This window comes from Neglectibacter timonensis, assembly GCF_900048895.1.
In the GTDB taxonomy this organism is placed as follows: domain Bacteria; phylum Bacillota; class Clostridia; order Oscillospirales; family Acutalibacteraceae; genus Acutalibacter; species Acutalibacter timonensis.
The window spans coordinates 225,269-244,291 of sequence record NZ_LT160638.1; the positions used below are offsets into that span (position 1 = coordinate 225,269).

Here is a 19,023-nt window from a genome sequence, read left to right on the forward strand (position 1 = left end):
TGCTTCAGCCTTATTTGACGAACAGGATAATCATGATGCCGATGACCAGGCCGTAGATGGCGGTAGCTTCGGCCAGGGCACAGCCGATGAGGAGGGAACGCTGGATTTTGTCTGCCGCTTCAGGCTGGCGTGCGATGGCGTCCGTGGCCTTTGCCGTGGCAAGGCCGATGCCGATCCCTGCGCCGATACCCGTCAATACCGCGATGGCGGCTCCAATTGCAATACTCATGATAAATCGCTCCTTCTTTTTTAATTCGTGATTGGGATTATGAATACGGGGTCCAGAGGGATGGCAGCCCGGTTATTCCAAAGCTTCCTGAGTGAACAGTGCGGTCAGAAAGACAAATACAATGGTTTGAATGATACCGTCGAACACGTCGAAATACATGCTCAGCGCCATGGGAACGATGGCCGGCATGGCCAGCTTGATCAGCTCCATAATGATAAAGGAACCCAGCACGTTGCCGAACAGCCGCATACACAGGGAGAGGGGCCGTATGACCACTTCCATCACATTGATGGGCGCCAGCAGGGGCATGGGTTCCACAAATTTATGCAGCCCGCCTTTAAAGCCGTGATAGCGGAAGCTGGCGCCGTAGATCAAGGCGGCGCTCATGATGGCCAGGGCGGCCGTGACGTTCAAATCCTTCGTGGGAGGGGTGATGCCGAACATGCCGATCAGGTTGGCGCATCCGATGTACAGGCCGATGGTTCCAAAATAGGCGGCAAAGGGTTTCCAATGCTCCCCCAAGGTGTTCTTGGTAAATTTGTTGATAAAGCCCACAAACATTTCCGCAACCAGCTGGGCCTTTCCCGGCACCTTTTTCAGCCTTCTGGTACAGATGATCGAAAGCAGCACCAAAAACAGCATAATCCCCCAGGTCACCACCACCGATTCCGGCACAGGAATGCCGCCGAATACCGGGATGGTAAAGGCAATCTTATTATCCAGCTTTCCCAGCAGCTCGTCACGCAGCGCGTCCATCCGGCCACCCCCTTTTATATTTAGTATACAGCCGCTATTCAATTCTTTATCATAAATTTCAGCATACGCTTTCCCAATTTGAAAGTCAATAGTTCAAAAATTGAATTGTAACATATTAATATTTTAAACTGGCTTCAAAAACAAAATTCTGGAATAGGTTCTATTTGGCATTGCAAAAATGTGGGCATGGAACCGGGTTGTTTGTGTGAAATTGTGAGAATTTTACGTGAAATTAGGGGGTTTTGTCCAAATTTTCTTGCGGAAATCAAACCGATATTTTATAATGGGATCAGCGGAAAAGAAGGGGGAAGGTCCATGCTGCGGTATAGGAGAAAGAAGAAAGGGCACAGCAGGGGGAAATGGCTCCTGCTGTCCGTGCTGCTCCTTGCCGTTTTGGCGGCTGTGCTTTTTTGGTTCCTGCAGCCTGCCGGAAAACAGGCGAACAGCATCCCCTCTGCGCAGAGCAGTTCTTTCGGGGCAAAAGATACCCCAAAGCCCAGCCCCATATCTTCTCCCACGCCTTCCCCCACGCCAACGCCTTCCCCGACCCCTTCTCCGCCGCCGACTCCGCCGCCCATTCCCGACGACGGCAGCAGCGGCTATCTCTCCGCGGGGCTCTATATTTGGAAGGACAAGGCCTTTGAACTTTTTTATGGAGATTCGGAGGCGGCCCGCGCCTATGCGGAAGCCGTTTCCTCTTATAAGGACCGTCTGGCGGGCATAGAGGTGTACAATATGGTGGTGCCAAACCATTCGGAGTTTGGCCTGCCTGAGCGCATCCGTGAGGAAATGGGCTGCACCTCTCAGCGGGAAAACACCTTTGACGTTTACCAACACTATACCTCTGAGGTCAAGCCGGTCAACATTTATTCTACGTTTGCGCAGCATAAAGAGGAGTATCTGTATTTCAATACGGATACCCATTGGGCTCCGCTGGGCGCCTACTATGCCTACACGGTTTTCTGCGAGACGGCCGGCGTGCCTGCCGCAGAGCTGGAAGAGTTCCAGAAGACCACGGTAGAAGGGTTTACAGGCTATCTGTACAGTGTATCGGAGGAGAACTGCCTTGCGGAGCATCCGGACCATATCGACCTGTATGACCCCACGTTTTCCTATACCGCCGCGCTCTCCCAGGACGGAGTGAGCTTTACGGAAGTGGAGACCATCAATTACCCTGAGGAAGAAGCGGGCTATGCTATGTTTATCTGGGGGGACAACCCCTGTATGCGGATTGTGAATGAAGAAAACTGCTCGGGGAGAAAGCTGGCGCTGGTCAAGGACTCTTACGGAAATGCAATAGCCCCCTTCCTGGCTTCCAGTTTTGAAGAGGTGCATGTGATAGATTTCCGTTCCTTCCCGGGCAATCTGCCGGAATATTGCAGGGGAAACGGCATAACGGACGTGCTGTTCCTGAACAACGTGATGTCGGCAAACACCTATTTCCAAATAGAGTCCATGAACGGCCTGTTTGAATGAAAAAAGAAGACGGAACCCACGGCAAGGGTTCCGTCTTCTTTTCTCCGAAAGGGGTAATTATGCCAGAGACCGGCGCCAGACCCGGGATTTCGCGTAGAGATGGCCGAGAAACACGGAGATGGCTGGGGCCAGCATACAGGCGGTATAGAGGCCCACGATCCCGAAGAAGTGGTTCAGCGTGACGGCCAGAACCACTCGAAAGAGAATGCAGTTTACAAAGGAATTTGCCATGGCAAACAGGGAATGCCCCGCGCCGATGGCCAGGGCGTTGTAGACCGGGAAGGAGGCGTAAAATACCTGGGCCAGTATTTCGATGCGCAGGTTCAGAACGGCGGCTTCCGCAACTTTGGCGTCTGAGGTGAAAACAGCTACCAGCTGTGGTGTGAACAGCTCCACAATCGCTATCATGCCTGCGGAAATCAGCAGGGTAATCTTCATGGTTTCATCCATTACCTGCTTGGCCCGGTCAAATTTTTTGGCACCCAGGGTTTGGGCGATCATGCTGGCGGCGCTGTTGGCCATGGCGGCGGTGAACAGCTGGCAGAAATCCTTGATTTTGATGGCCACGCCGTTGCCCGCGGAGACATCCACCCCATAGGAGTTGATCAGGAAGGTGACCACCAGCCAGGAGATGCTGCCGATTGTGTTCTGCAGGGCGCTGGGGATCCCGAGCTTGAAAATGGAGGCTGTGAGGGCCGGACGGATTTTGAAAAAGCGGGGCCGCAGCTCAAACAGTTCTCTGTGGCGGAGCATATAGAGCAGGGCCAGTAAAAAGGAAAGCGTCTGCGCAATTACGGTGGCGGCCGCGGCACCTTTTGTCCCCATCTGCAGAGGGCCCACAAACAGCAGGTCCAGCGCCACGTTCAATAGGGTGGCGGCTATTACGATGTGCATGGGCGTTTTGGAATTTCCAACAGCCCGCAGGACGCTTGACAGGGCATTGTAGCCGAAGATCATGGGCAGGCCCAAAGCGCAGATATTGAGATAGTCGCAGGCCTGCTCCAGGGCGGGCGCGCCCAGGGCTACCAGCATGGGACGGGCGAAAAGGATCAGCAGCACGGCGCCGAAAACCCCCAGCAGCAGGGAAAGGGAAAACAGCGTGCCGGTGGCCTCCTTCCGGCGGTCCTGATCCCCTGCACCGAAAAACTGGCTGATCAGGATGTTGCCGCCCATGGTTACACCGATGGCAATGTTGGTGACGATGCCCAGCACCTGGCCGGAATTATTGATGGCTGAAATACCCACATTTCCCACAAAATGGCCGGAAATAATGATATCCGTCATGCTGTAGAGCGCCTGCAGCAGGCTGATGGCAACCATGGGCAGGGCATACCGGGTCAGCTGCCGCCGGACGCTTCCGTCGGTCAGGTTATGTACCGTAGAATCCTGCTTCATAACAACATACTCCCCAAACTGAAAAACATGGTTTTCATTATAGGGCGGGGTGTTTTTTCTGTCAAGAAGCTTTTCCGGGCGGCAGCGGAAGAAAACAAAGTCCCCGGCGGCTGCCGGGGACTCAGCTTGGCGAAATGTTCTTTTTCGCCAAGCTGAACAAGTTTGCAGGGAAGAAATAGTTTTCTCAGAAAACCTCTCCCTGTGCAAACTTGTTTCTGAATCAACGCGGGAGAGGAACCCTGACGGTTCCCTCCCACACCCTTCCTCCCTCCGAAGGCGTTGACTCTTACGTTTATCGACAGACTGAAGTCCCCGGCGGCTGCCGGGGACTTTCCTGCGGAGGATAGGTTAGAACGGATTTCCCGCGCCCTTTTTCGGCAGGCCGAAGAAATCGAAGGCCTTTTCAATGGTCATATCCCAGAAACGCCACTCATGAGTGAAGCCGTCGTATTCCTCGAATACGGCGTCCAGACCGATTTCTTTGGCGTAGGCTTTGAATTCCACATAGCGGTCATATAAGAAATCGTTCTTTCCCACGGTGAAATACAGGCTGGGATGCTGGGGCAGGCGGATGAATTCCGGTAGCTTGTCCCAGACGTTGGCGTGACTGTTCAGGAACGCTTCGAAGCCTCCGGCGTTTTTGACCATGGTGGCCTGCCGTTCGCTGCCCTGGAAATTCCCCTGCTCATCGTAGAGCTTATGTACGTTTACCGGCGCGTTGGACAGGATGGCCGCCGCCGCAAATTTATCCGGATGGCCGACGGCGTACTGAATGGCGCCGCTGCCGCCCATGGACAGGCCGGCGATGAAATTGTCCTCCCGCTTGGAAGAGGCTGGGAACCAGTTATAAACCAGGGGCATGAGTTCCTCTGTGAGATAGTCCCACATATTGTAGCCGATGCTGAAATCCTTCCAGTTCAGGTAATCGCTGTTCAGGGCGCTGACAGATACCACGATCACATCCCGCTCGCAGGCGTACAGTTCCACGTTGCTCTTGCGGATCCAGTCGCTGTGGTCGCCGAAGGTGCCGTGAAGCAGCCAGACGACTGGATATTTCTTCCCGCTGCCGTAAAATTGGGCGGGAGTGAGGCTTCGGGGCTTATCCGGAAGAATCACGCTGATTTCGTGATTGCTCTGCAGATATTCGCTCTCGAAATTCATTTGTACAAGTGCCATAAAAAATTTCTCCTTCCAAAAGAAATAACAGATATAGTATAAGCTTTTTTTAACCAAATGTAAAGACAAGCTCGCTTAAGCGAAACCTGTCGAAATTTCTGAAAAGGTATTCCATCTTATCCTACTTCGTGTATAATTTTAGGTATCTGGAAAAATTTGTAAATTTTCATGGGATACACGATCAAGACGCGGGAAAGGAAGGGATTTGCAAGAAATGTTACAGGTGGTAATTTGCGACGATGAGCAGATAGCGCTGAAAAAGGTGAAAAGGGAGCTGATTCGCTATAGGGAATCGAGAAAGGTCCATTTTAAGATTCTGGAGTATGACAATCCTGAACTCCTGTATTATGACGTTACGGACGGCAACCTGAGCGAAGTCTACATTCTGGATGTCGATATGCCAAAGAAGAACGGGTTAACTCTGGTTGAGACGGTTCACGAGAAAAACCCGAACGCTGAGGTTTTGATTCTCAGCGCGTTTCCGGAGTATGGAGTCGATGCCGTGAATATAGGAGGGATCCGCCGGTACGTGACGAAAGATCTGCTTGGGAAAAAGTTGTTTTCAGCGCTGGACGATGTGTTCCGCATGGTAAAGAAAAACCAGGAGGAACTGTATTCCCGGTACTGGCACAATGAGAAGCGGCTTGTGGAAAAGGACAGAATTCTCTATATCCAGAAAGTGGGGAAATACTGTGACTTCACGGTGGAGGGAGAGGAGGAGCTCCGGGAGCGGATGTCCATCACCGACGTTTTTGACAAGCTGGCTTCCGACGCCTTTGTTTACATAGACCGGGGCATCATTGCCAATATTCCCCATATCATGAGTACAGAAGACGCCCTCGCCCTGATGAGCGACGGGAACCGGCTGCCCATCAGCAGGTCAAGGCTGAAGGATGTGCGTGCGGCCATTCACGGGTATTGGGGTGAAAGACGATGAATACAGTTTTTATGCTGGCGGAAATACTTACCACTTTCATTGAAGGAATATTACTGTTTTCAACAGTGGAACTTCTCTGTGGATCAAAATGGACGGGGAAAAAGAGGGCCATTACTAAAATCCTTTGTGCGCTGTTATATACATTTGTGATATTGCTACTAAATAGGATTGAGCTATTTTCTATATTGACATTGAGCATTGGAATCATAGTATCAGCAATAATTTCTTTGCTCTTTGGGAACAAAGATTTTTGGTATCAATTATTAGTCGTTTCTCTGTTCGTCCTCGTAGTGGTAATTATAGATTCAGTAACGAATATCATTTTTGGAGTTGCGTCAGGTAATGCAAAACTTCCAACACAGATAGTGTCTACAGTCGGATTGAGCCGAACCATATATATTTTGTTCGTTAAAGGAATTAACGTGATTGCCTATTATATTTTTAAAGCTATGTCAAATAAAGCGCCACGATATCCAATATCCAGTTTAGTAATCAGTTTGATACTGTCTGTGGTAGCGTTTGCTAGCGTACATTTCACCTATGATGCTGTTCTCTCCTTATCAATCGAGAAAATGCAATCATCACTGGCAATGGCATGGATAGCAATGCTGGCGGCAGTCATCCTGATTCAGATTCTGTTTTCTTTCAAGGTGAAGCAAAAAGAAAAGGAACAGGAGAATGAAATGCTCCAGTCCGTGAACGCAATGATAGAGAAAAACTACGAAAACCTGGAGCGAAGCTACCTGGAAAACGCCAAGAATATCCACGATTTCAGGCACCATGTCATGGCTCTGGACGAGCTGCTGACGGAGGGAGAGTTTGAGGAGGCGCAGGGTTACATCCGCTCGCTCCATGAAGCGGAGGCACACGGCTTTTCCGCCGTCATCACCGGGAACGCGGTCATCGACGCGGTGCTCAACGCCCACCATTCCAGCGCCCAGGCCAGTGGCATCGATTTCTCCGTGACAGCCCAGCCGCTGCCTGATTTGACGATGGGTTCCTGGGAACTGAGCACCCTCTTTTCCAATCTGCTGGAGAGCGCCAGAGAGGCCTGTGAAAAGGTCAAAGGCAGGGACCCCTGGATTGAGGTGAAAATCAGTGTGGCCAATCGGTTCCTTCTGCTGGAAATACGCAACACGTCCGACAGCCGGCCTGAGGAGAAGGATTGGAAGACTACAAAGAGAGAAAAGCAGGGCCATGGCCTGGGCCTTCTCAGCGTGGAGGATATCGTGGAAAAATACAACGGCAGCGTAAAGCGCAGCTGTTTGGAGGACGGCATTGTGGAGGTCAGTGTGATGTGTGAAACTATTTCGACAATAACCGACAACAACTGACAAAATAGGGACAAAAAACCCGCGATTCGCGGACAGAAGCCTATCTGAGAGGACCTTTTTGCTATACTATCCCAGGACGCAAGGGGGGCCTCACATGTTGGAAAAACTGTCCGCAAGGCTGACCGAGGCCTTGCTCCGCCGCGGAGCGGCGGAGGAGAGCAAGAGAGAGCTTTTTGAATATGGGTTCCAAATCACCCTGTCCACCCTGCTTTGGCTGGCCACCATCACTGTGATCGGCCTGGTCTTTTTCGACTGGCGCTTTCTGCTTTGCTACCTGCTTTTCTATCTTCCCATCCGCCAGTTTGCCGGCGGTTATCACTGTTCCACCTACGGCGGGTGCTACGCGCTGAGCAACCTGATGTTTCTGGCTGTGTGCCTGGGCGGCCGTGCTTTGCAGGACCCCGGTTGGAAGCTGCCGGTTTTGGCCTTAGGCGCCCTGGCGCTGCTTTTCATCTTTTGGCAGGCGCCGGTGATGAACCCTTCCAATCCCCTTTCCAAGAGGGGAATCCGGAAAAACCGGAACTCCGCCCGGCTTTTCGTCCTGCTGGATGGAGCGGGCCTGCTGCTTTTATCCCTGCTGGGGACCGGTTTGATTCCTCTGTCCGTATCCGCGCTCACCGTTTTTTCGGTGGCGTGTTTGATGATAGCGGAAAAACTAGCGGAAAGGAGGAGAATACTCCAATGAACAGCATTTTGGGAGCCATTGCCTCTCTGATCGAGAAGGTTGCGGGTTATGGAGCCAGTTCAACATCGATCTGGAATTCCTATCAGCCCAAAACTCCGGCCTGCCTGCAGGACGAGGACTGAGAGGAGAAAAGCTGCCGGAGCATTTTTCCGGCGGCTCTTTTTCCTTTTGGGGACAGAATCTGACAGAATACCGCCGGGTATGTGAATACAATGACAGGTGTGAGTTATCATGATGTTCCGCTCAAAGAGCGAATATAGGAAAGAGGGTATCATGAAATGGAAAAAAGCAATTTGAAAATCATCAGAGAGACAGATTGCGAGGAAATGGCAATTATCTTGAAAGTGACCTTGGAAAACGACGTCACGCTCTTTGTCTATGAAGATGGGCATGCGCAGGGCAGCGACGGCAAAACCTATTATCAGGTGATGAAGGAGGTTATCAGTCCCAAAGATAATTCCGACGATACGGAGATATTGGGTTGGAGCTGTGAAATTGAAGATGAGATCGTCATCTGAGGGCGGTTGAACGGATATATGGATAGACCGTCCCCAAAGCCGGAGTTGTTCCTGGCTTTGGGGACGGTTTTTCTTATAAAATTTTTATTTTGAAGGACAGGGGACTGTTCTGTGTGGTAAAATGAACCTGCAGAAACAGGTTCTGCGGGCAGGAGTCCAGAAAAAAAGAAAGGCCGCTGGCCTTGCCTTCCAGTCAGGAAGGGCGGGGGGCGGCCGGAAGAGAGGAAGATGGATTCAATTGAAAAACATTTTGGTGCTCTGCGACGATTTTTGGCATCCCGGGGAAATCATTGAACGGGGCTTTTCTCTGCTGGAGGGGGAAGAGTTTCATTTTGAGTTTGTTCGGGACGCCAAGGACATTCTGACACCCGCGTTCATCTCGGGCTTTCCAGTGATTGTAAACTGTAAGGGGAACAACATCAACGGCGGAAACAGCAACGCGTGGTTTGAGGAGGGCGTCACCGAGGTGATGCCGAAGGACCTGCGCGCCTATGTGGAGGCGGGCGGCGGATTTGTCTCCATCCATTCGGGCAACACCTTTGGCCCGGACCGCTGCCCGGACTATGCGGAGTTTGTGGGAAACCGTTTTGTCACCCATCCGCCCCGCTGTGAGGTGGAGGTCCGCGTGGAGAAGGAACATCCCGTCACCCAGGGGGTACTGGGCTTCACCGAAAGGGACGAGCATTATGAGCTGGCGGATATCGCCCCGGACGCAGAAATTCTGCTGACCACCCATTCCGCAACGGGCGGGGACCAGGTGGGTGGCTACGTGCGCAGCCTGGGCAGGGGCCGCCTCTGCGCCCTCACGCCGGGACATGTGCTGGGCGTATGGGAGAACCCGGAATTTCAGAAGCTGGTCAAGAACGCCCTGCGCTGGTGCATGGGCGAGTAACGAAAACAAACAGGGAGGCCGTTCCCAAAAGGAACGGCCTCCCATTTGTTTTCTGCGGCTCAGCCGCCGAAAGCAGCCTGCTGAGTATTGGGGCTGGAGCGTTTTTCCAAATCCGGGAAACGATGCTCCAACGCGGCAAAGGAGATTTCGATATCCTCCTCCACCTCGTCGGCGGAGAAAGCGCCCACGGTCACCATGTCCCGTTCCCGGATGGCGTTCCAGGAGAAGGTGAGGCCCACATAGGGGGAGCAGCGGCCGGCTGCCATGGGTTTGATGGTCATTACCGGCTTCTTGGCGTTCTGGATGATGGAGCCCACCGTCTCAATTTCCACCTGCATCATGAAGCCCATGCAGTTGAAAATCTGAATGTAGGTTTCCACGTCATAGCCGTTCAGGTCGGAATACACGATCATTTCCGGCATATGGGCGGAAAGGCCGGGAATCATGCCCGCGTCGCGGATCATCTTGGTGTAGTCGTCCAGGCGGACAATCTGGCTCAGGTTTTTGTTCACCAGCTGCTCGCAGGAGGAGTGGTGAATCAGGCAGAATTTGGAGCCCCGTGCGGCGGCTTCCTTAATGGTGGTTTCCGCCTCTTTCCGGGCCTCGGCGCTGTCGCTGACATTCATGATGGGGGTGTCTATCATAATGATCTCCCGGCCCATTTTCTGTTCGGTATCCTTAACGGCCCGAACCAGCTCGGGGGAATTTCCGAAGGGCGCCATCAGGGTGTCCACGCCGTACTTCAGGTAGGTCTCCAGGACGGGCTTGAATTTTTCCGCGCTGTCATAGCGGCGCTTGATCATCTCATCCGCTGAAACGCTGGTATGGCTGTAGCCCAAAAGCCAGTTGGATCCCATGAGCATGCGGGAGAGGGAGACCCCTCCCACGGTAGTGCGGGGAAATTGTTTTTCCATAATCATGCAACTCCTTATCAATGCTCCGGTTTTTGCCGGAGGAAGATGTGAAAAAAGGTTAAGCGCTGAAGACCCGCTGTGTGTTGCCGATTTTCAGCAGCAGGCACAGCAGCAGCCCCACCAGGGCGGCGGCAGCGAGAACCAGGTAATAGGCCTGCATACTGAGCGCGTCCGCCACCGCTCCGCCCACGTTGAGAAAGAGGATGCCGGACAGGGCGTTGACGGCGTTTACCACAGAAAGGGCGGTGGAGGTGGAGCTTCCGTCCACAATGTTGCGTACAATTTTCAAAGACACCATCATAAACATGGTGGAGGCGGTTGCTTTGAGCAGCAGCATGGCGATCACCGTCGGCAGGGGCGAACGGAAGAAACCGTAGCAGAGAAACTGCAGCAGCATCATTCCGAAACTCAGCCCGAACAACAGCTTGCCGGAAAGACGGTCCATAAATTTGTGGGACCAGAGTATCAGGGGGATTTCCACCAGCGTGCTGAAGAACAGCACGGTTCCCACCGTGCCGGAGGGCAGGCCCAGCCCGGTGAGCAGTACGGGCGAATAGATGTTGTTCGCGCCGCTGGAGCCGGCGAACAGGAAAGCGCACAGGAGAAAGAGCAGGAAATTGCGGTCCCGCAGAAAGCTCAGGCGGGAAACAGAGGCCTTGCTGCGTTCCGGAACGTGATCCTGTCTGCCGGAAAAGCCCTGGGTGCCCGCAAAACCAACGGTGGAAAGCACTGCAGAGATCAACAGCATGACGAAGATGAAAGAGGGGGCGATGTGCTCCATGGCGAAACCGGCGGCCTGCGCGCCGCAAGCATAGCCGAAGGTGCCCAGCACCCGGATGGACCCGTAGCGGTACCGGCTGGAAGCCGCCATGCGCTCACAGATGGGAGTAATGCTGTTGATGGCCGACATGATAAGGCCGTCCAGCAGAAAGAGCACCCAAACGGAATGGCTGGCGGAAAAAACCAGACCCAGCATGCCCGCGCTCAGCAGCAGCACCCCGCTGATCAGCCGGGGCCGCAGGGTTTTATCCAGCAGCCAGCCGGTGACGGGCAGCAGAAGAATGGAAAAAAGGCCGGCGGCCGACATGATGAACGACAGCTCCTGGGCCGATTTTCCCTGGCCGGCCAGATATACCGCCAGCACGGAGCTGAACACAGCCATGCTGAAATAATAGAAAAAGTAAGTCAGGATATAGCTGAAATAGCTGCCCCGATACCGGTTCCAAAGCGATTTCAAAGGACGCCTCCCCCTCGGCGGGGCTTTGCCGTCTGCAAAGCCGCTTCCGCTACCGACATTACACCAAAAAACAGCGCAAATGTCAAGTGGACAAATCGAAAGATTTTTCGGAGCATTCTCTCCGGCGCGGCGGGACGTGCCGGAGATGGGATTCTTGCTTTTTCTGCCGGGAAACGGTAAAATGAAAAAAACAATTATTTGAACGGAGGGCACAGTATGGAGACACAGCGGGAGCTGCCGAAAAAGTATAAGAAGGAGTTTTCCCATTCCTATACGCTGGGCCCCTTTCCCACCTTTGAACTGCTGCTCTGCAGGCCGGAGAGCGCGGAGGCGGTTTACTTTGAGGAGAGCTTTACGGAGCGCGGGAAGCTCTCCGAAGCCTGCCGCGCCGCGGGCGTCCCCTGCATCTGCTCCAAGCGGGCTTTGGAACGCATTTCCAGCAAGGAAAACTGCTACGCGGCGGGGGTGTTCCGAAAGTATGAGGGGCGGCTCTCCCCGGACATGCCCCATGTGGCGCTGGTATGCCCTTCCGACATGGGAAACCTGGGGACGATTCTGCGCACGCTGCGGGGCTTCGGCATCCGGGATCTGGCTCTGGTGGGAAATGGGGCGGACGTGTGGAATCCCAAGGTGGTGAGGGCCTCCATGGGCGCACTGTTCCGCATGGAAGTGGAGAGCTTCCCGGAATTTTCCGACTATCTGAACCGGTTCGGGGAAGGGAGAAGCCTCTATCCCTTTATGCTGGACGGAGGAACCGTTTTGACGCCGGAAAGCTGTCCCAGGGCAGACCGCTACACGCTGATTTTCGGCAACGAGGCCTCCGGCCTTCCCCCGGAATTCCAGAACTGCGGTCAGAGCCTGTTTATCGACCAGACCGACGCGGTGGATTCCCTGAACCTGGCGGTGTCCGTGGCCATCGGCAGCTATCTGTTTACCCAGAAAAACGGCAGGCCGGGGCAAGCAGAATCCAAGTGATTTAGGAAGGGAGAGGGAGTCGGTGCAGGTTGCGGTATTAAGTGATATTCACAGTAATTACAGAGCGCTGGAGGCGGTGCTGGCGGAATGTGAGAAACGGCAAATAAAAGATTACCTGTTTTTGGGGGATTATGTCACTGACTGCGCGTATCCGCGAAAAACCATGGAGCTGTTAAGAGAGACAGAACGCCGGTGGAACTGCAAATTCATCCGGGGAAACCGGGAAGAATATCTGCTCAGGCACCGGGTGTCCGGAGAGAATGGCTGGCAGAAAGGCTCTGCAAACGGAGCGTTGCTCTACACCTATCAGCAGTTGCTGGAAGAGGATTTTGTATGGATGGGAACTTTGGATTTTCGGGGGACGCAGTTTTATGAAGGGGGTTCTCAGCTGTCTCTGTGTCACGGTTCTCCCTGGGAGACCCGGGGCAGGCTGATGCAGGATAAAAATCTGGCGGTCAGGGTACTGGAATCCCTCTCTCAGGATGTTTTGCTTTGCGGACATACACATTGCCGCGGCGTATTTTCCTATCGGGGGAAAAAACTGGTCAATCCGGGTTCAGTGGGGATGTCTCCGGATGTGCCGGGAAGGGCTTCCTTTGCGCTGCTCACGTGGGACAATGAATCCTGGCAGGAGGAGTTCTGTGAAGCAGCTTATGACGTACAGGCGGCTGTGCGGGAGCTGAAGGAATCCGGGCTTATTGACATGGCGCCTGTATGGACTGCTATGACATGCCACGTGCTGCTCACTGGGGAAGTGCTTTTCCCACGGGTGTTGGCGCGGGTCCAGGAGCTTGCTGCGCTGAAGGGCAGCTCCTCGGAAGACTTGGAGCAGTTGTGGGAGCAGGCTGCCGCGGAGGCGGGGATGCCCTCCTACTTTTAAGAAAGGGAGAGGACTGAATTGGGAATCTGGATTGCGGCGGGGATCGTTCTTGTCCTTCTGGCGGTGTTGTTCGGCGCCGCGGGCTTCTTCTTCCGGTTTGCGATTCTGCGGGCGAAAAAAGAGCGGACGGATGAGGAATATGAGGAAGGGAATTCCATTTGGAACCCCTTTCGGGAACGGATGCGGGAAGCCCAGAGCTGGATTCATCAGCATACGGCGGAGCATGTGAGCATGGTTTCTTTTGACGGGTTGAAACTCTCCGCCCTGTACCTTCCGGCGGAGACCGCGCAGCCCAAGGGCACCATGATCGTGATGCACGGGTACCGTTCCCTCGCCACCATCGATTTTGCCCTGGAGGCGGAATTCCTGCACAGCCTGGGGTACCGGCTGCTGATCCCCTACCAGCGGGCCCATGGGGAGAGTGAAGGGAAATATATCACCTATGGGGTCAGGGAGCGGTTTGACTGCCGGGATTGGGCCAGATATGCGCAGGAGCGTTTCGGAACGCGGCAGAACATCTTTTTGATGGGCATTTCCATGGGGGCTTCTACAGTGCTGATGGCCTCCGGCCTGGAACTGCCCGATACTGTGCGGGGCATTGTGGCGGACTGCGGCTTTACCAGCCCCTGGGATATCATGGCCCATGTGGCAAAGAGGGACTTTAAGCTGCCTGCTTTTCCGCTGCTGTACGCGCTGGACCTGCTTGCCCGAATCATAGCGGGCTTTGGCCTGCGGGAGGCGGATACCCGAAGGGCATTGCAGAAAAATACCAGGCCGGTGCTCTTTCTCCACGGCAGGGAGGATGATTTTGTGCCGCTTCGGATGACTGAGGAAAACAGCAGGGCCTGCAAGGCGGAACAGGAGCTGTATCTGGTGCGGGGAGCGGGCCATGCCCAGAGTTTCGCCAGGGATACGGCGGGCTGTGAAGAAAAAATCAGGACCTTTGTCAGGCGTTGGGAGAAGTGATGCAAAGAATTGCGGTTTTTCTGCAGAGAAAAAGCAAAAATTTGGATTGCAATGTTGTCCGCCCCATGTTAAGATGGGTCTATTCGACCGAAAGCGGCGTGAGTGGAAGAGGGTTTCCCTTTTTCCCTCGCCGTTTTTTAATCGCAGGATACCGTATTTTTTAGGAAAAGGAATCAGAGTATGGCACAGAGAATTCGGAATATGACACAGGGCTCGCCGCTGCGGCTGATCATCACCTTTGCACTGCCCCTGATGGCGGGCAATGTGTTCCAGCAGCTCTACACCGTGGTGGACACCGCTGTGGTGGGGCAGGTTGTGGGAGTCGGCGCGTTGGCATCTCTGGGGGCTGCCGACTGGCTCAACTGGATGGTTTTGGGAATTATCCAGGGTCTCACTCAGGGATTTTCTATTCTGATGGCCCAGAACTTCGGCGCGGAAGACCACAGGGGCCTTTCCCGGTCCATAGGGACCTCTGTCACCCTGTGCGTCATTTCTGCGGCGGTGCTGTTATTGGGAAGCCAGCTGGCGGCGGAGCCGGTGCTGAGGCTTTTGAACACGCCGGCGGACATCATGGACGGGGCGCTGCTCTATCTGCGGATAGTCTTTGGCGGCATCCCGGTGATTATGGCCTACAATTTGCTGGCTTCCATTCTGAGAGCTCTGGGAGACAGCAAAACCCCTCTTTATGCCATGATTGTGGCGGCGCTGATCAATGTGGTGCTGGACCTTCTGTTTGTCATGGGCTTTCATTGGGGAATTGCGGGCGCGGCGGCGGCCACGGTGATCGCACAGTTTTTTTCCAGCGTCTACTGTTTCCGGAATGTGAGGCGTATCACCATCATCCGTCTGGAAAAGGGAGACCTCAAGCCCACCCGGGAACTGACCGGGATTCTCATGAAGCTGGCCTCTCCCATTGCCCTGCAGAACGCCATCATCTCCGTGGGCGGCATGGTGGTGCAGGCGGTGATCAACCGGTACGGCATGCTTTTTATCGCCGGTTTTACAGCCACCAATAAGCTGTATGGGATTTTGGAAATCGCAGCTACCTCTTACGGTTATGCGGTTACCTCCTATGTGGGACAGAACCTGGGCGGCGGACTGGTGGGACGCATCAAACAGGGCATGCGGGCCGCAACCCTGGTGGCCTTGGGAACCAGCGCGGTGATTGCAGGGGCCATGCTGCTGTTCGGAAATTTCTTCCTGCGTCTTTTTATCTCCGGCACTCCGGAGGAAATCGACACCTCCATGCAGATTGCGTATCACTATTTGGCGATCATGAGCGTCTGCCTGCCCATTCTCTACATGCTGCATATTTACCGTTCGGCGCTGATGGGCCTTGGGGATACGGTAGTCCCCATGCTTTCCGGCTTTGCGGAAATGGCGGTGCGCATTGCTGTGGCTTTATTCCTGCCCATGCTGATGGGGCAGGAGGGTATCTTTTTTGCCGAGGTGGGAGCTTGGACGGCCGCGGCCATCCTTTTGGTAGCGGCATATTTTGTGCGGATTCACCGGCTTCCCGCAGGAAAACGGGAATAGGGCGCTGTTTTCCCTTCCCCGCGGCCGGGAAAAGAGGAATCAAGCGCCGGGGGCATGCCTCCCCGGGAAGCAAAGGGCAAAAGAAAAGGATCCAGAGGCAAACAGAGGTCTATAAGATGAAGAAAGGGGGCGCGGGGCCAGGCACGTTTTTTCGTGAATCTGTGCGGGCCTGCATGCGTGGACAGGGCTATGGCGGGACAAAAGTTGAAGGAAAACAGCATTACGGAGGGCGTCATCTGGAAGCAGTTGCTCCTCTTTTTCTTTCCTATTCTGATCGGGACATTTTTTCAGCAGCTCTACAACACGGTGGACACCGTGATTGTGGGGCAGTATGTGGGCAAGCAGGCCCTGGCTGCCGTGGGCACCACGGGAACCATCATCAACCTGCTGGTGGGATTTTTTGTGGGCGTCTCCTCCGGCGCCACGGTCATCATCTCCCAGTTTTTCGGTGCGGGAGACGGGAAAAACGTGTCCAGGGCCGTGCATACCTCTATGGCGCTGGCACTGGCGGGCGGCGGGATTATCATGGTGGTCGGCCTGCTGACCTCCAGGCTTTCCTTGGAGATGTTGGGGGTGCCGGAGGAAATTATGGACGACGCCCTGATGTATCTCAACGTCTATTACGCAGGAATCCTCGCCTGTATGATTTACAATGTGGGCACGGGAATTCTGAGGGCAATCGGCGATTCCCGCATGCCGCTCTATGTGCTCATCGCCTGCTGCCTGGTCAACATTGTACTGGACCTGCTGTTTGTGGTGGCTTTCCGGTGGGGCGTATTTGGCGTGGCTCTCGCCACGGTGCTTTCCCAGGTGGTCAGCGCGGTGCTGATTATGGTGCGGCTCATGGGTACCCGGGAGTCCTACCGTGTGGAGCTGAAAAAAATCAAATTTGACCGGCATATGCTGCGGGACGTTATCCGGATCGGCCTGCCTGCCGGGCTGCAGTCGGTCATGTATTCCGTCTCCAATTTGGTGATTCAGGCTGGCATCAACTCCTTCGGCACGGACGCCATCGCGGCCTGGGCTGCCATTGGCAAAATCGACGGCTTTATCTGGATGGTGATGAATGCCTTCGGCATTTCCATCACCACGTTTGTGGGGCAGAATTTCGGCGCGCAGAAATATGACAGGGTCAAAAAGAGCGTGCGCATCTGCCTGAGCATGGCGCTGGGCGCCACCATTACCCTTTCTGCGGTATTGTTTTTCTTTATGGGACCGTTGCTGAGGTTCTTCACCAATGACGCCGCCGTGGTGGAGCTGGGGTCAAACTTCCTGAGGATTCTGGCGCCCTCCTATTTTACCTTTGTATTTATCGAAATTTTTTCCGGAGCGATACGGGGCGCGGGGGAAGCGCTGCAGCCCATGCTGATTACCTGCTTCGGCGTCTGCGGCCTGCGGATTCTGTGGGTGCTCATCGCCGTGCCCTTCTGGCCCACTATGGAGATGGTGGCGCTGAACTATCCCGTCACATGGGCGGCGACCGCGCTGGTGTTCATTATCTACTATGCGCGGATGAAATGGCTGGACCGTTGCGTTCAGCGGTCCGGAGCCGTTGTTTCCGCTTGAAATGCAGTTCAGAGGGGATGCGGGAAGGTTTAAAAAAGGAAACAGCCCCGCCGCATTTTTGCGGCGGGGGTGTTGTTGTTTTTGAAAACCTGTTTAAACGTTGAAGCGGAAGAGGACGATGTCCCCGTCCTGCATGACGTATTCTTTCCCTTCTGAACGCGCCAGGCCCTTTTCTTTTGCCGCGGCCATGGTGCCGCATTCCATCAGTTCCTCAAAACCGATGACCTCGGCGCGGATGAAGCCGCGTTCAAAATCCGTGTGAATTTTGCCTGCGGCCTGCGGAGCCTTCGTTCCCTTTTGGATGGTCCATGCCCGAACCTCCGGCTTGCCGGCCGTGAGAAAGGAAATGAGCCCCAGCAGAGAATAACAGGCGGTGATCAGACGGTCAAGCCCGGATTCGGTGAGTCCCATGTCCGCGAGAAACAGAGATTTCTCTTCCAGGTCCATGCCGGAAATCTCCGCCTCAATTTCAGCACAGATGGGCAGCACGGCGGCGTGTTCCTGCTCCGCGAATTCCTTTACGATTTTGAAGGAAGGGTTCTGGTCGATGCCGTCCTTAAAATCATCCTCGCTCATGTTGGCTGCAAAGATGATGGGCTTATTGGTCAGCAGCGAGACCGTGGAAAGCAGTTCGGCCTCCTCTTCGGTGCATTCCACGCTGCGAGCCGATTTTCCCGCCTCCAGGGCTTCCCGGACCCGCTCCAGAAATTCCAGCTCCGTCTGGTACTTCTTGTCCGCCTTGATCATCTTTTTGGTCTTATCGATGCGTCTGTCCAGCACCTCCAGGTCGGAAAGGATCAGTTCCAGGTCGATGGTTTCAATATCCCGTCTGGGGTCGATGCTGCCGTCCACATGAACGATGTCGTCGTTGACGAAGCAGCGCACCACGTGGACGATAGCGTCCACCTCGCGGATGTTGGAAAGAAATTTGTTTCCAAGACCTTCGCCTTTGGAAGCGCCCTTCACCAGACCGGCGATATCTACAAATTCAATGGTGGCGGGGGTGAATTTCTCCGGTTCATACATCTCTCTGAGCTTGTCCAGGCGTTTGTCCGGAACGGCCACCACGCCCACATTGGGCTCGATGGTGCAGAAGGGATAGTTGGCGGACTGGGCGCCCGCGTTGGTAATGGCGTTAAAAAGTGTGCTTTTGCCCACGTTGGGCAGACCGACGATTCCTAATTTCATTTTCTCTTACACCTATCCAAAAACCCTTGATTTCTCTGGGTTTCTGCCTTTCCTCATATTTCTGCTACACCCTTTTTACGCCCTTTTTTCACAACTGACAGGCGCAGCGTTTTCAAACTGGCGAACGGCGTTTACCAGTGAATCATCCGTAACATGGACATATCTGTCCATCATTGTCTGAATGCTTGCGTGCCCCAACAACTGCTGCAGGATTTTGAGTTGTACGCCGCGCTCAATCGCACGCATGGCGTAGGTGTGCCGCAGCGCATGCATACAGAAGCGTCTCGTCCCCGCATCGTCGCACAGTTTGTATAAATGCGTGTCATAGGAACTGTTTTTTGACGGTTTGCCGATTGATACAAC

At 54.2% G+C, this 19,023-nt stretch carries 20 protein-coding genes; 12 read left to right on the forward strand and 8 right to left on the reverse strand.

Going from position 1 to position 19,023, the window contains the following annotated elements; all coding sequences use genetic code 11:
- Positions 1 to 10 precede the first annotated feature (10 nt).
- Both atpE and BN3911_RS04770 read right to left on the reverse strand, forming a co-directional pair.
- Positions 11 to 229, reverse strand: a complete 219-nt coding sequence (atpE, locus tag BN3911_RS04765; protein ID WP_066862075.1) for an ATP synthase F0 subunit C — start codon at positions 227 to 229, stop codon at positions 11 to 13.
- A gap of 72 nt (positions 230 to 301) precedes the next feature.
- A complete protein-coding gene (locus BN3911_RS04770; RefSeq protein WP_066862078.1) occupies positions 302 to 985 on the reverse strand; it encodes a F0F1 ATP synthase subunit A in 684 nt (227 codons plus the stop codon).
- Positions 986 to 1,300: 315 nt separating this feature from the next.
- Here BN3911_RS04770 and BN3911_RS04775 point away from each other — a divergent pair, with 315 nt between their 5' ends.
- Positions 1,301 to 2,461 (forward strand): DHHW family protein, encoded by a 1,161-nt coding sequence (locus BN3911_RS04775; protein WP_066862081.1) that lies wholly within the window; start codon positions 1,301 to 1,303, stop codon positions 2,459 to 2,461.
- A gap of 57 nt (positions 2,462 to 2,518) precedes the next feature.
- On the opposite strand, the gene BN3911_RS04780 is transcribed toward BN3911_RS04775, so the two are convergent.
- The gene (locus tag BN3911_RS04780; protein ID WP_066862085.1) at positions 2,519 to 3,856 is read right to left on the reverse strand and encodes an MATE family efflux transporter; all 1,338 of its coding nucleotides are present in this window, start codon (positions 3,854 to 3,856) and stop codon (positions 2,519 to 2,521) included.
- Positions 3,857 to 4,204: 348 nt separating this feature from the next.
- Entirely contained in the window at positions 4,205 to 5,032 is an 828-nt protein-coding gene (locus tag BN3911_RS04790; RefSeq protein WP_066862091.1) for an alpha/beta hydrolase, read from the reverse strand.
- Positions 5,033 to 5,246: 214 nt separating this feature from the next.
- Here BN3911_RS04790 and BN3911_RS04795 point away from each other — a divergent pair, with 214 nt between their 5' ends.
- The 6 genes from BN3911_RS04795 (at position 5,247) to BN3911_RS04815 (ending at position 9,398) form a co-directional block, all read left to right on the forward strand.
- The gene (locus BN3911_RS04795) at positions 5,247 to 5,969 is read left to right on the forward strand and encodes a LytR/AlgR family response regulator transcription factor (protein ID WP_066862094.1); all 723 of its coding nucleotides are present in this window, start codon (positions 5,247 to 5,249) and stop codon (positions 5,967 to 5,969) included.
- A gap of 590 nt (positions 5,970 to 6,559) precedes the next feature.
- A complete protein-coding gene (locus BN3911_RS17360; protein ID WP_187127683.1) occupies positions 6,560 to 7,303 on the forward strand; it encodes a sensor histidine kinase in 744 nt (247 codons plus the stop codon).
- A 94-nt stretch (positions 7,304 to 7,397) separates the two neighbouring features.
- Positions 7,398 to 7,988 (forward strand): accessory gene regulator B family protein, encoded by a 591-nt coding sequence (locus tag BN3911_RS04805; protein WP_066862100.1) that lies wholly within the window; start codon positions 7,398 to 7,400, stop codon positions 7,986 to 7,988.
- Positions 7,985 to 8,110, forward strand: coding sequence for a cyclic lactone autoinducer peptide (locus BN3911_RS16780; RefSeq protein WP_082942091.1), 126 nt, complete (start codon positions 7,985 to 7,987; stop codon positions 8,108 to 8,110). Before BN3911_RS04805 ends, BN3911_RS16780 begins: the two co-directional genes overlap by 4 nt.
- A gap of 156 nt (positions 8,111 to 8,266) precedes the next feature.
- Positions 8,267 to 8,506, forward strand: coding sequence for a hypothetical protein (locus tag BN3911_RS04810; RefSeq protein ID WP_066862102.1), 240 nt, complete (start codon positions 8,267 to 8,269; stop codon positions 8,504 to 8,506).
- 238 nt (positions 8,507 to 8,744) lie between these two features.
- Positions 8,745 to 9,398, forward strand: a complete 654-nt coding sequence (locus BN3911_RS04815) for a ThuA domain-containing protein (RefSeq protein WP_066862312.1) — start codon at positions 8,745 to 8,747, stop codon at positions 9,396 to 9,398.
- 59 nt (positions 9,399 to 9,457) lie between these two features.
- Here BN3911_RS04815 and BN3911_RS04820 read toward each other — a convergent pair whose 3' ends face one another.
- On the reverse strand, positions 9,458 to 10,312 hold the full coding sequence (locus tag BN3911_RS04820; RefSeq protein ID WP_066862314.1) for a hypothetical protein: 855 nt from the start codon (positions 10,310 to 10,312) through the stop codon (positions 9,458 to 9,460).
- Positions 10,313 to 10,370: 58 nt separating this feature from the next.
- Positions 10,371 to 11,549, reverse strand: a complete 1,179-nt coding sequence (locus tag BN3911_RS04825) for an MFS transporter (protein WP_066862105.1) — start codon at positions 11,547 to 11,549, stop codon at positions 10,371 to 10,373.
- Positions 11,550 to 11,765: 216 nt separating this feature from the next.
- Here BN3911_RS04825 and BN3911_RS04830 point away from each other — a divergent pair, with 216 nt between their 5' ends.
- The 5 genes from BN3911_RS04830 (at position 11,766) to BN3911_RS04850 (ending at position 17,472) form a co-directional block, all read left to right on the forward strand.
- Positions 11,766 to 12,524: a TrmH family RNA methyltransferase gene (locus BN3911_RS04830; protein WP_066862108.1), complete on the forward strand. Its 759-nt coding sequence runs from the start codon at positions 11,766 to 11,768 to the stop codon at positions 12,522 to 12,524.
- 22 nt (positions 12,525 to 12,546) lie between these two features.
- Positions 12,547 to 13,404: a metallophosphoesterase family protein gene (locus BN3911_RS04835; RefSeq protein ID WP_066862111.1), complete on the forward strand. Its 858-nt coding sequence runs from the start codon at positions 12,547 to 12,549 to the stop codon at positions 13,402 to 13,404.
- An 18-nt stretch (positions 13,405 to 13,422) separates the two neighbouring features.
- Positions 13,423 to 14,370 carry an alpha/beta hydrolase gene (locus tag BN3911_RS04840; RefSeq protein WP_066862113.1) on the forward strand — a complete coding sequence of 316 codons (948 nt, stop codon included), beginning with the start codon at positions 13,423 to 13,425 and terminating at the stop codon, positions 14,368 to 14,370.
- Between the two features lie 180 nt (positions 14,371 to 14,550).
- Positions 14,551 to 15,906 carry an MATE family efflux transporter gene (locus tag BN3911_RS04845; RefSeq protein ID WP_066862116.1) on the forward strand — a complete coding sequence of 452 codons (1,356 nt, stop codon included), beginning with the start codon at positions 14,551 to 14,553 and terminating at the stop codon, positions 15,904 to 15,906.
- 189 nt (positions 15,907 to 16,095) lie between these two features.
- Positions 16,096 to 17,472, forward strand: coding sequence for an MATE family efflux transporter (locus BN3911_RS04850; RefSeq protein WP_066862317.1), 1,377 nt, complete (start codon positions 16,096 to 16,098; stop codon positions 17,470 to 17,472).
- A 93-nt stretch (positions 17,473 to 17,565) separates the two neighbouring features.
- Here the strand turns inward: BN3911_RS04850 and ychF are convergent, their stop codons facing one another.
- Both ychF and BN3911_RS04860 read right to left on the reverse strand, forming a co-directional pair.
- Positions 17,566 to 18,660 carry a redox-regulated ATPase YchF gene (gene ychF, locus BN3911_RS04855; RefSeq protein WP_066862119.1) on the reverse strand — a complete coding sequence of 365 codons (1,095 nt, stop codon included), beginning with the start codon at positions 18,658 to 18,660 and terminating at the stop codon, positions 17,566 to 17,568.
- Positions 18,661 to 18,735: 75 nt separating this feature from the next.
- Positions 18,736 to 19,014: a tyrosine-type recombinase/integrase gene (locus BN3911_RS04860; protein WP_082942095.1), complete on the reverse strand. Its 279-nt coding sequence runs from the start codon at positions 19,012 to 19,014 to the stop codon at positions 18,736 to 18,738.
- Positions 19,015 to 19,023: the final 9 nt, after the last annotated feature.

Coding starts and splice junctions, on each gene's coding strand:
- atpE (WP_066862075.1), bottom strand. CDS start 229: ATGAGTATTGCAATTGGAGCCGCCATCGCGGTATTGACGGGTATCGGC.
- BN3911_RS04770 (WP_066862078.1), bottom strand. CDS start 985: ATGGACGCGCTGCGTGACGAGCTGCTGGGAAAGCTGGATAATAAGATT.
- BN3911_RS04775 (WP_066862081.1), top strand. CDS start 1,301: ATGCTGCGGTATAGGAGAAAGAAGAAAGGGCACAGCAGGGGGAAATGG.
- BN3911_RS04780 (WP_066862085.1), bottom strand. CDS start 3,856: ATGAAGCAGGATTCTACGGTACATAACCTGACCGACGGAAGCGTCCGG.
- BN3911_RS04790 (WP_066862091.1), bottom strand. CDS start 5,032: ATGGCACTTGTACAAATGAATTTCGAGAGCGAATATCTGCAGAGCAAT.
- BN3911_RS04795 (WP_066862094.1), top strand. CDS start 5,247: ATGTTACAGGTGGTAATTTGCGACGATGAGCAGATAGCGCTGAAAAAG.
- BN3911_RS17360 (WP_187127683.1), top strand. CDS start 6,560: ATGGCATGGATAGCAATGCTGGCGGCAGTCATCCTGATTCAGATTCTG.
- BN3911_RS04805 (WP_066862100.1), top strand. CDS start 7,398: ATGTTGGAAAAACTGTCCGCAAGGCTGACCGAGGCCTTGCTCCGCCGC.
- BN3911_RS16780 (WP_082942091.1), top strand. CDS start 7,985: ATGAACAGCATTTTGGGAGCCATTGCCTCTCTGATCGAGAAGGTTGCG.
- BN3911_RS04810 (WP_066862102.1), top strand. CDS start 8,267: ATGGAAAAAAGCAATTTGAAAATCATCAGAGAGACAGATTGCGAGGAA.
- BN3911_RS04820 (WP_066862314.1), bottom strand. CDS start 10,312: ATGGAAAAACAATTTCCCCGCACTACCGTGGGAGGGGTCTCCCTCTCC.
- BN3911_RS04830 (WP_066862108.1), top strand. CDS start 11,766: ATGGAGACACAGCGGGAGCTGCCGAAAAAGTATAAGAAGGAGTTTTCC.
- BN3911_RS04845 (WP_066862116.1), top strand. CDS start 14,551: ATGGCACAGAGAATTCGGAATATGACACAGGGCTCGCCGCTGCGGCTG.
- BN3911_RS04850 (WP_066862317.1), top strand. CDS start 16,096: ATGGCGGGACAAAAGTTGAAGGAAAACAGCATTACGGAGGGCGTCATC.
- ychF (WP_066862119.1), bottom strand. CDS start 18,660: ATGAAATTAGGAATCGTCGGTCTGCCCAACGTGGGCAAAAGCACACTT.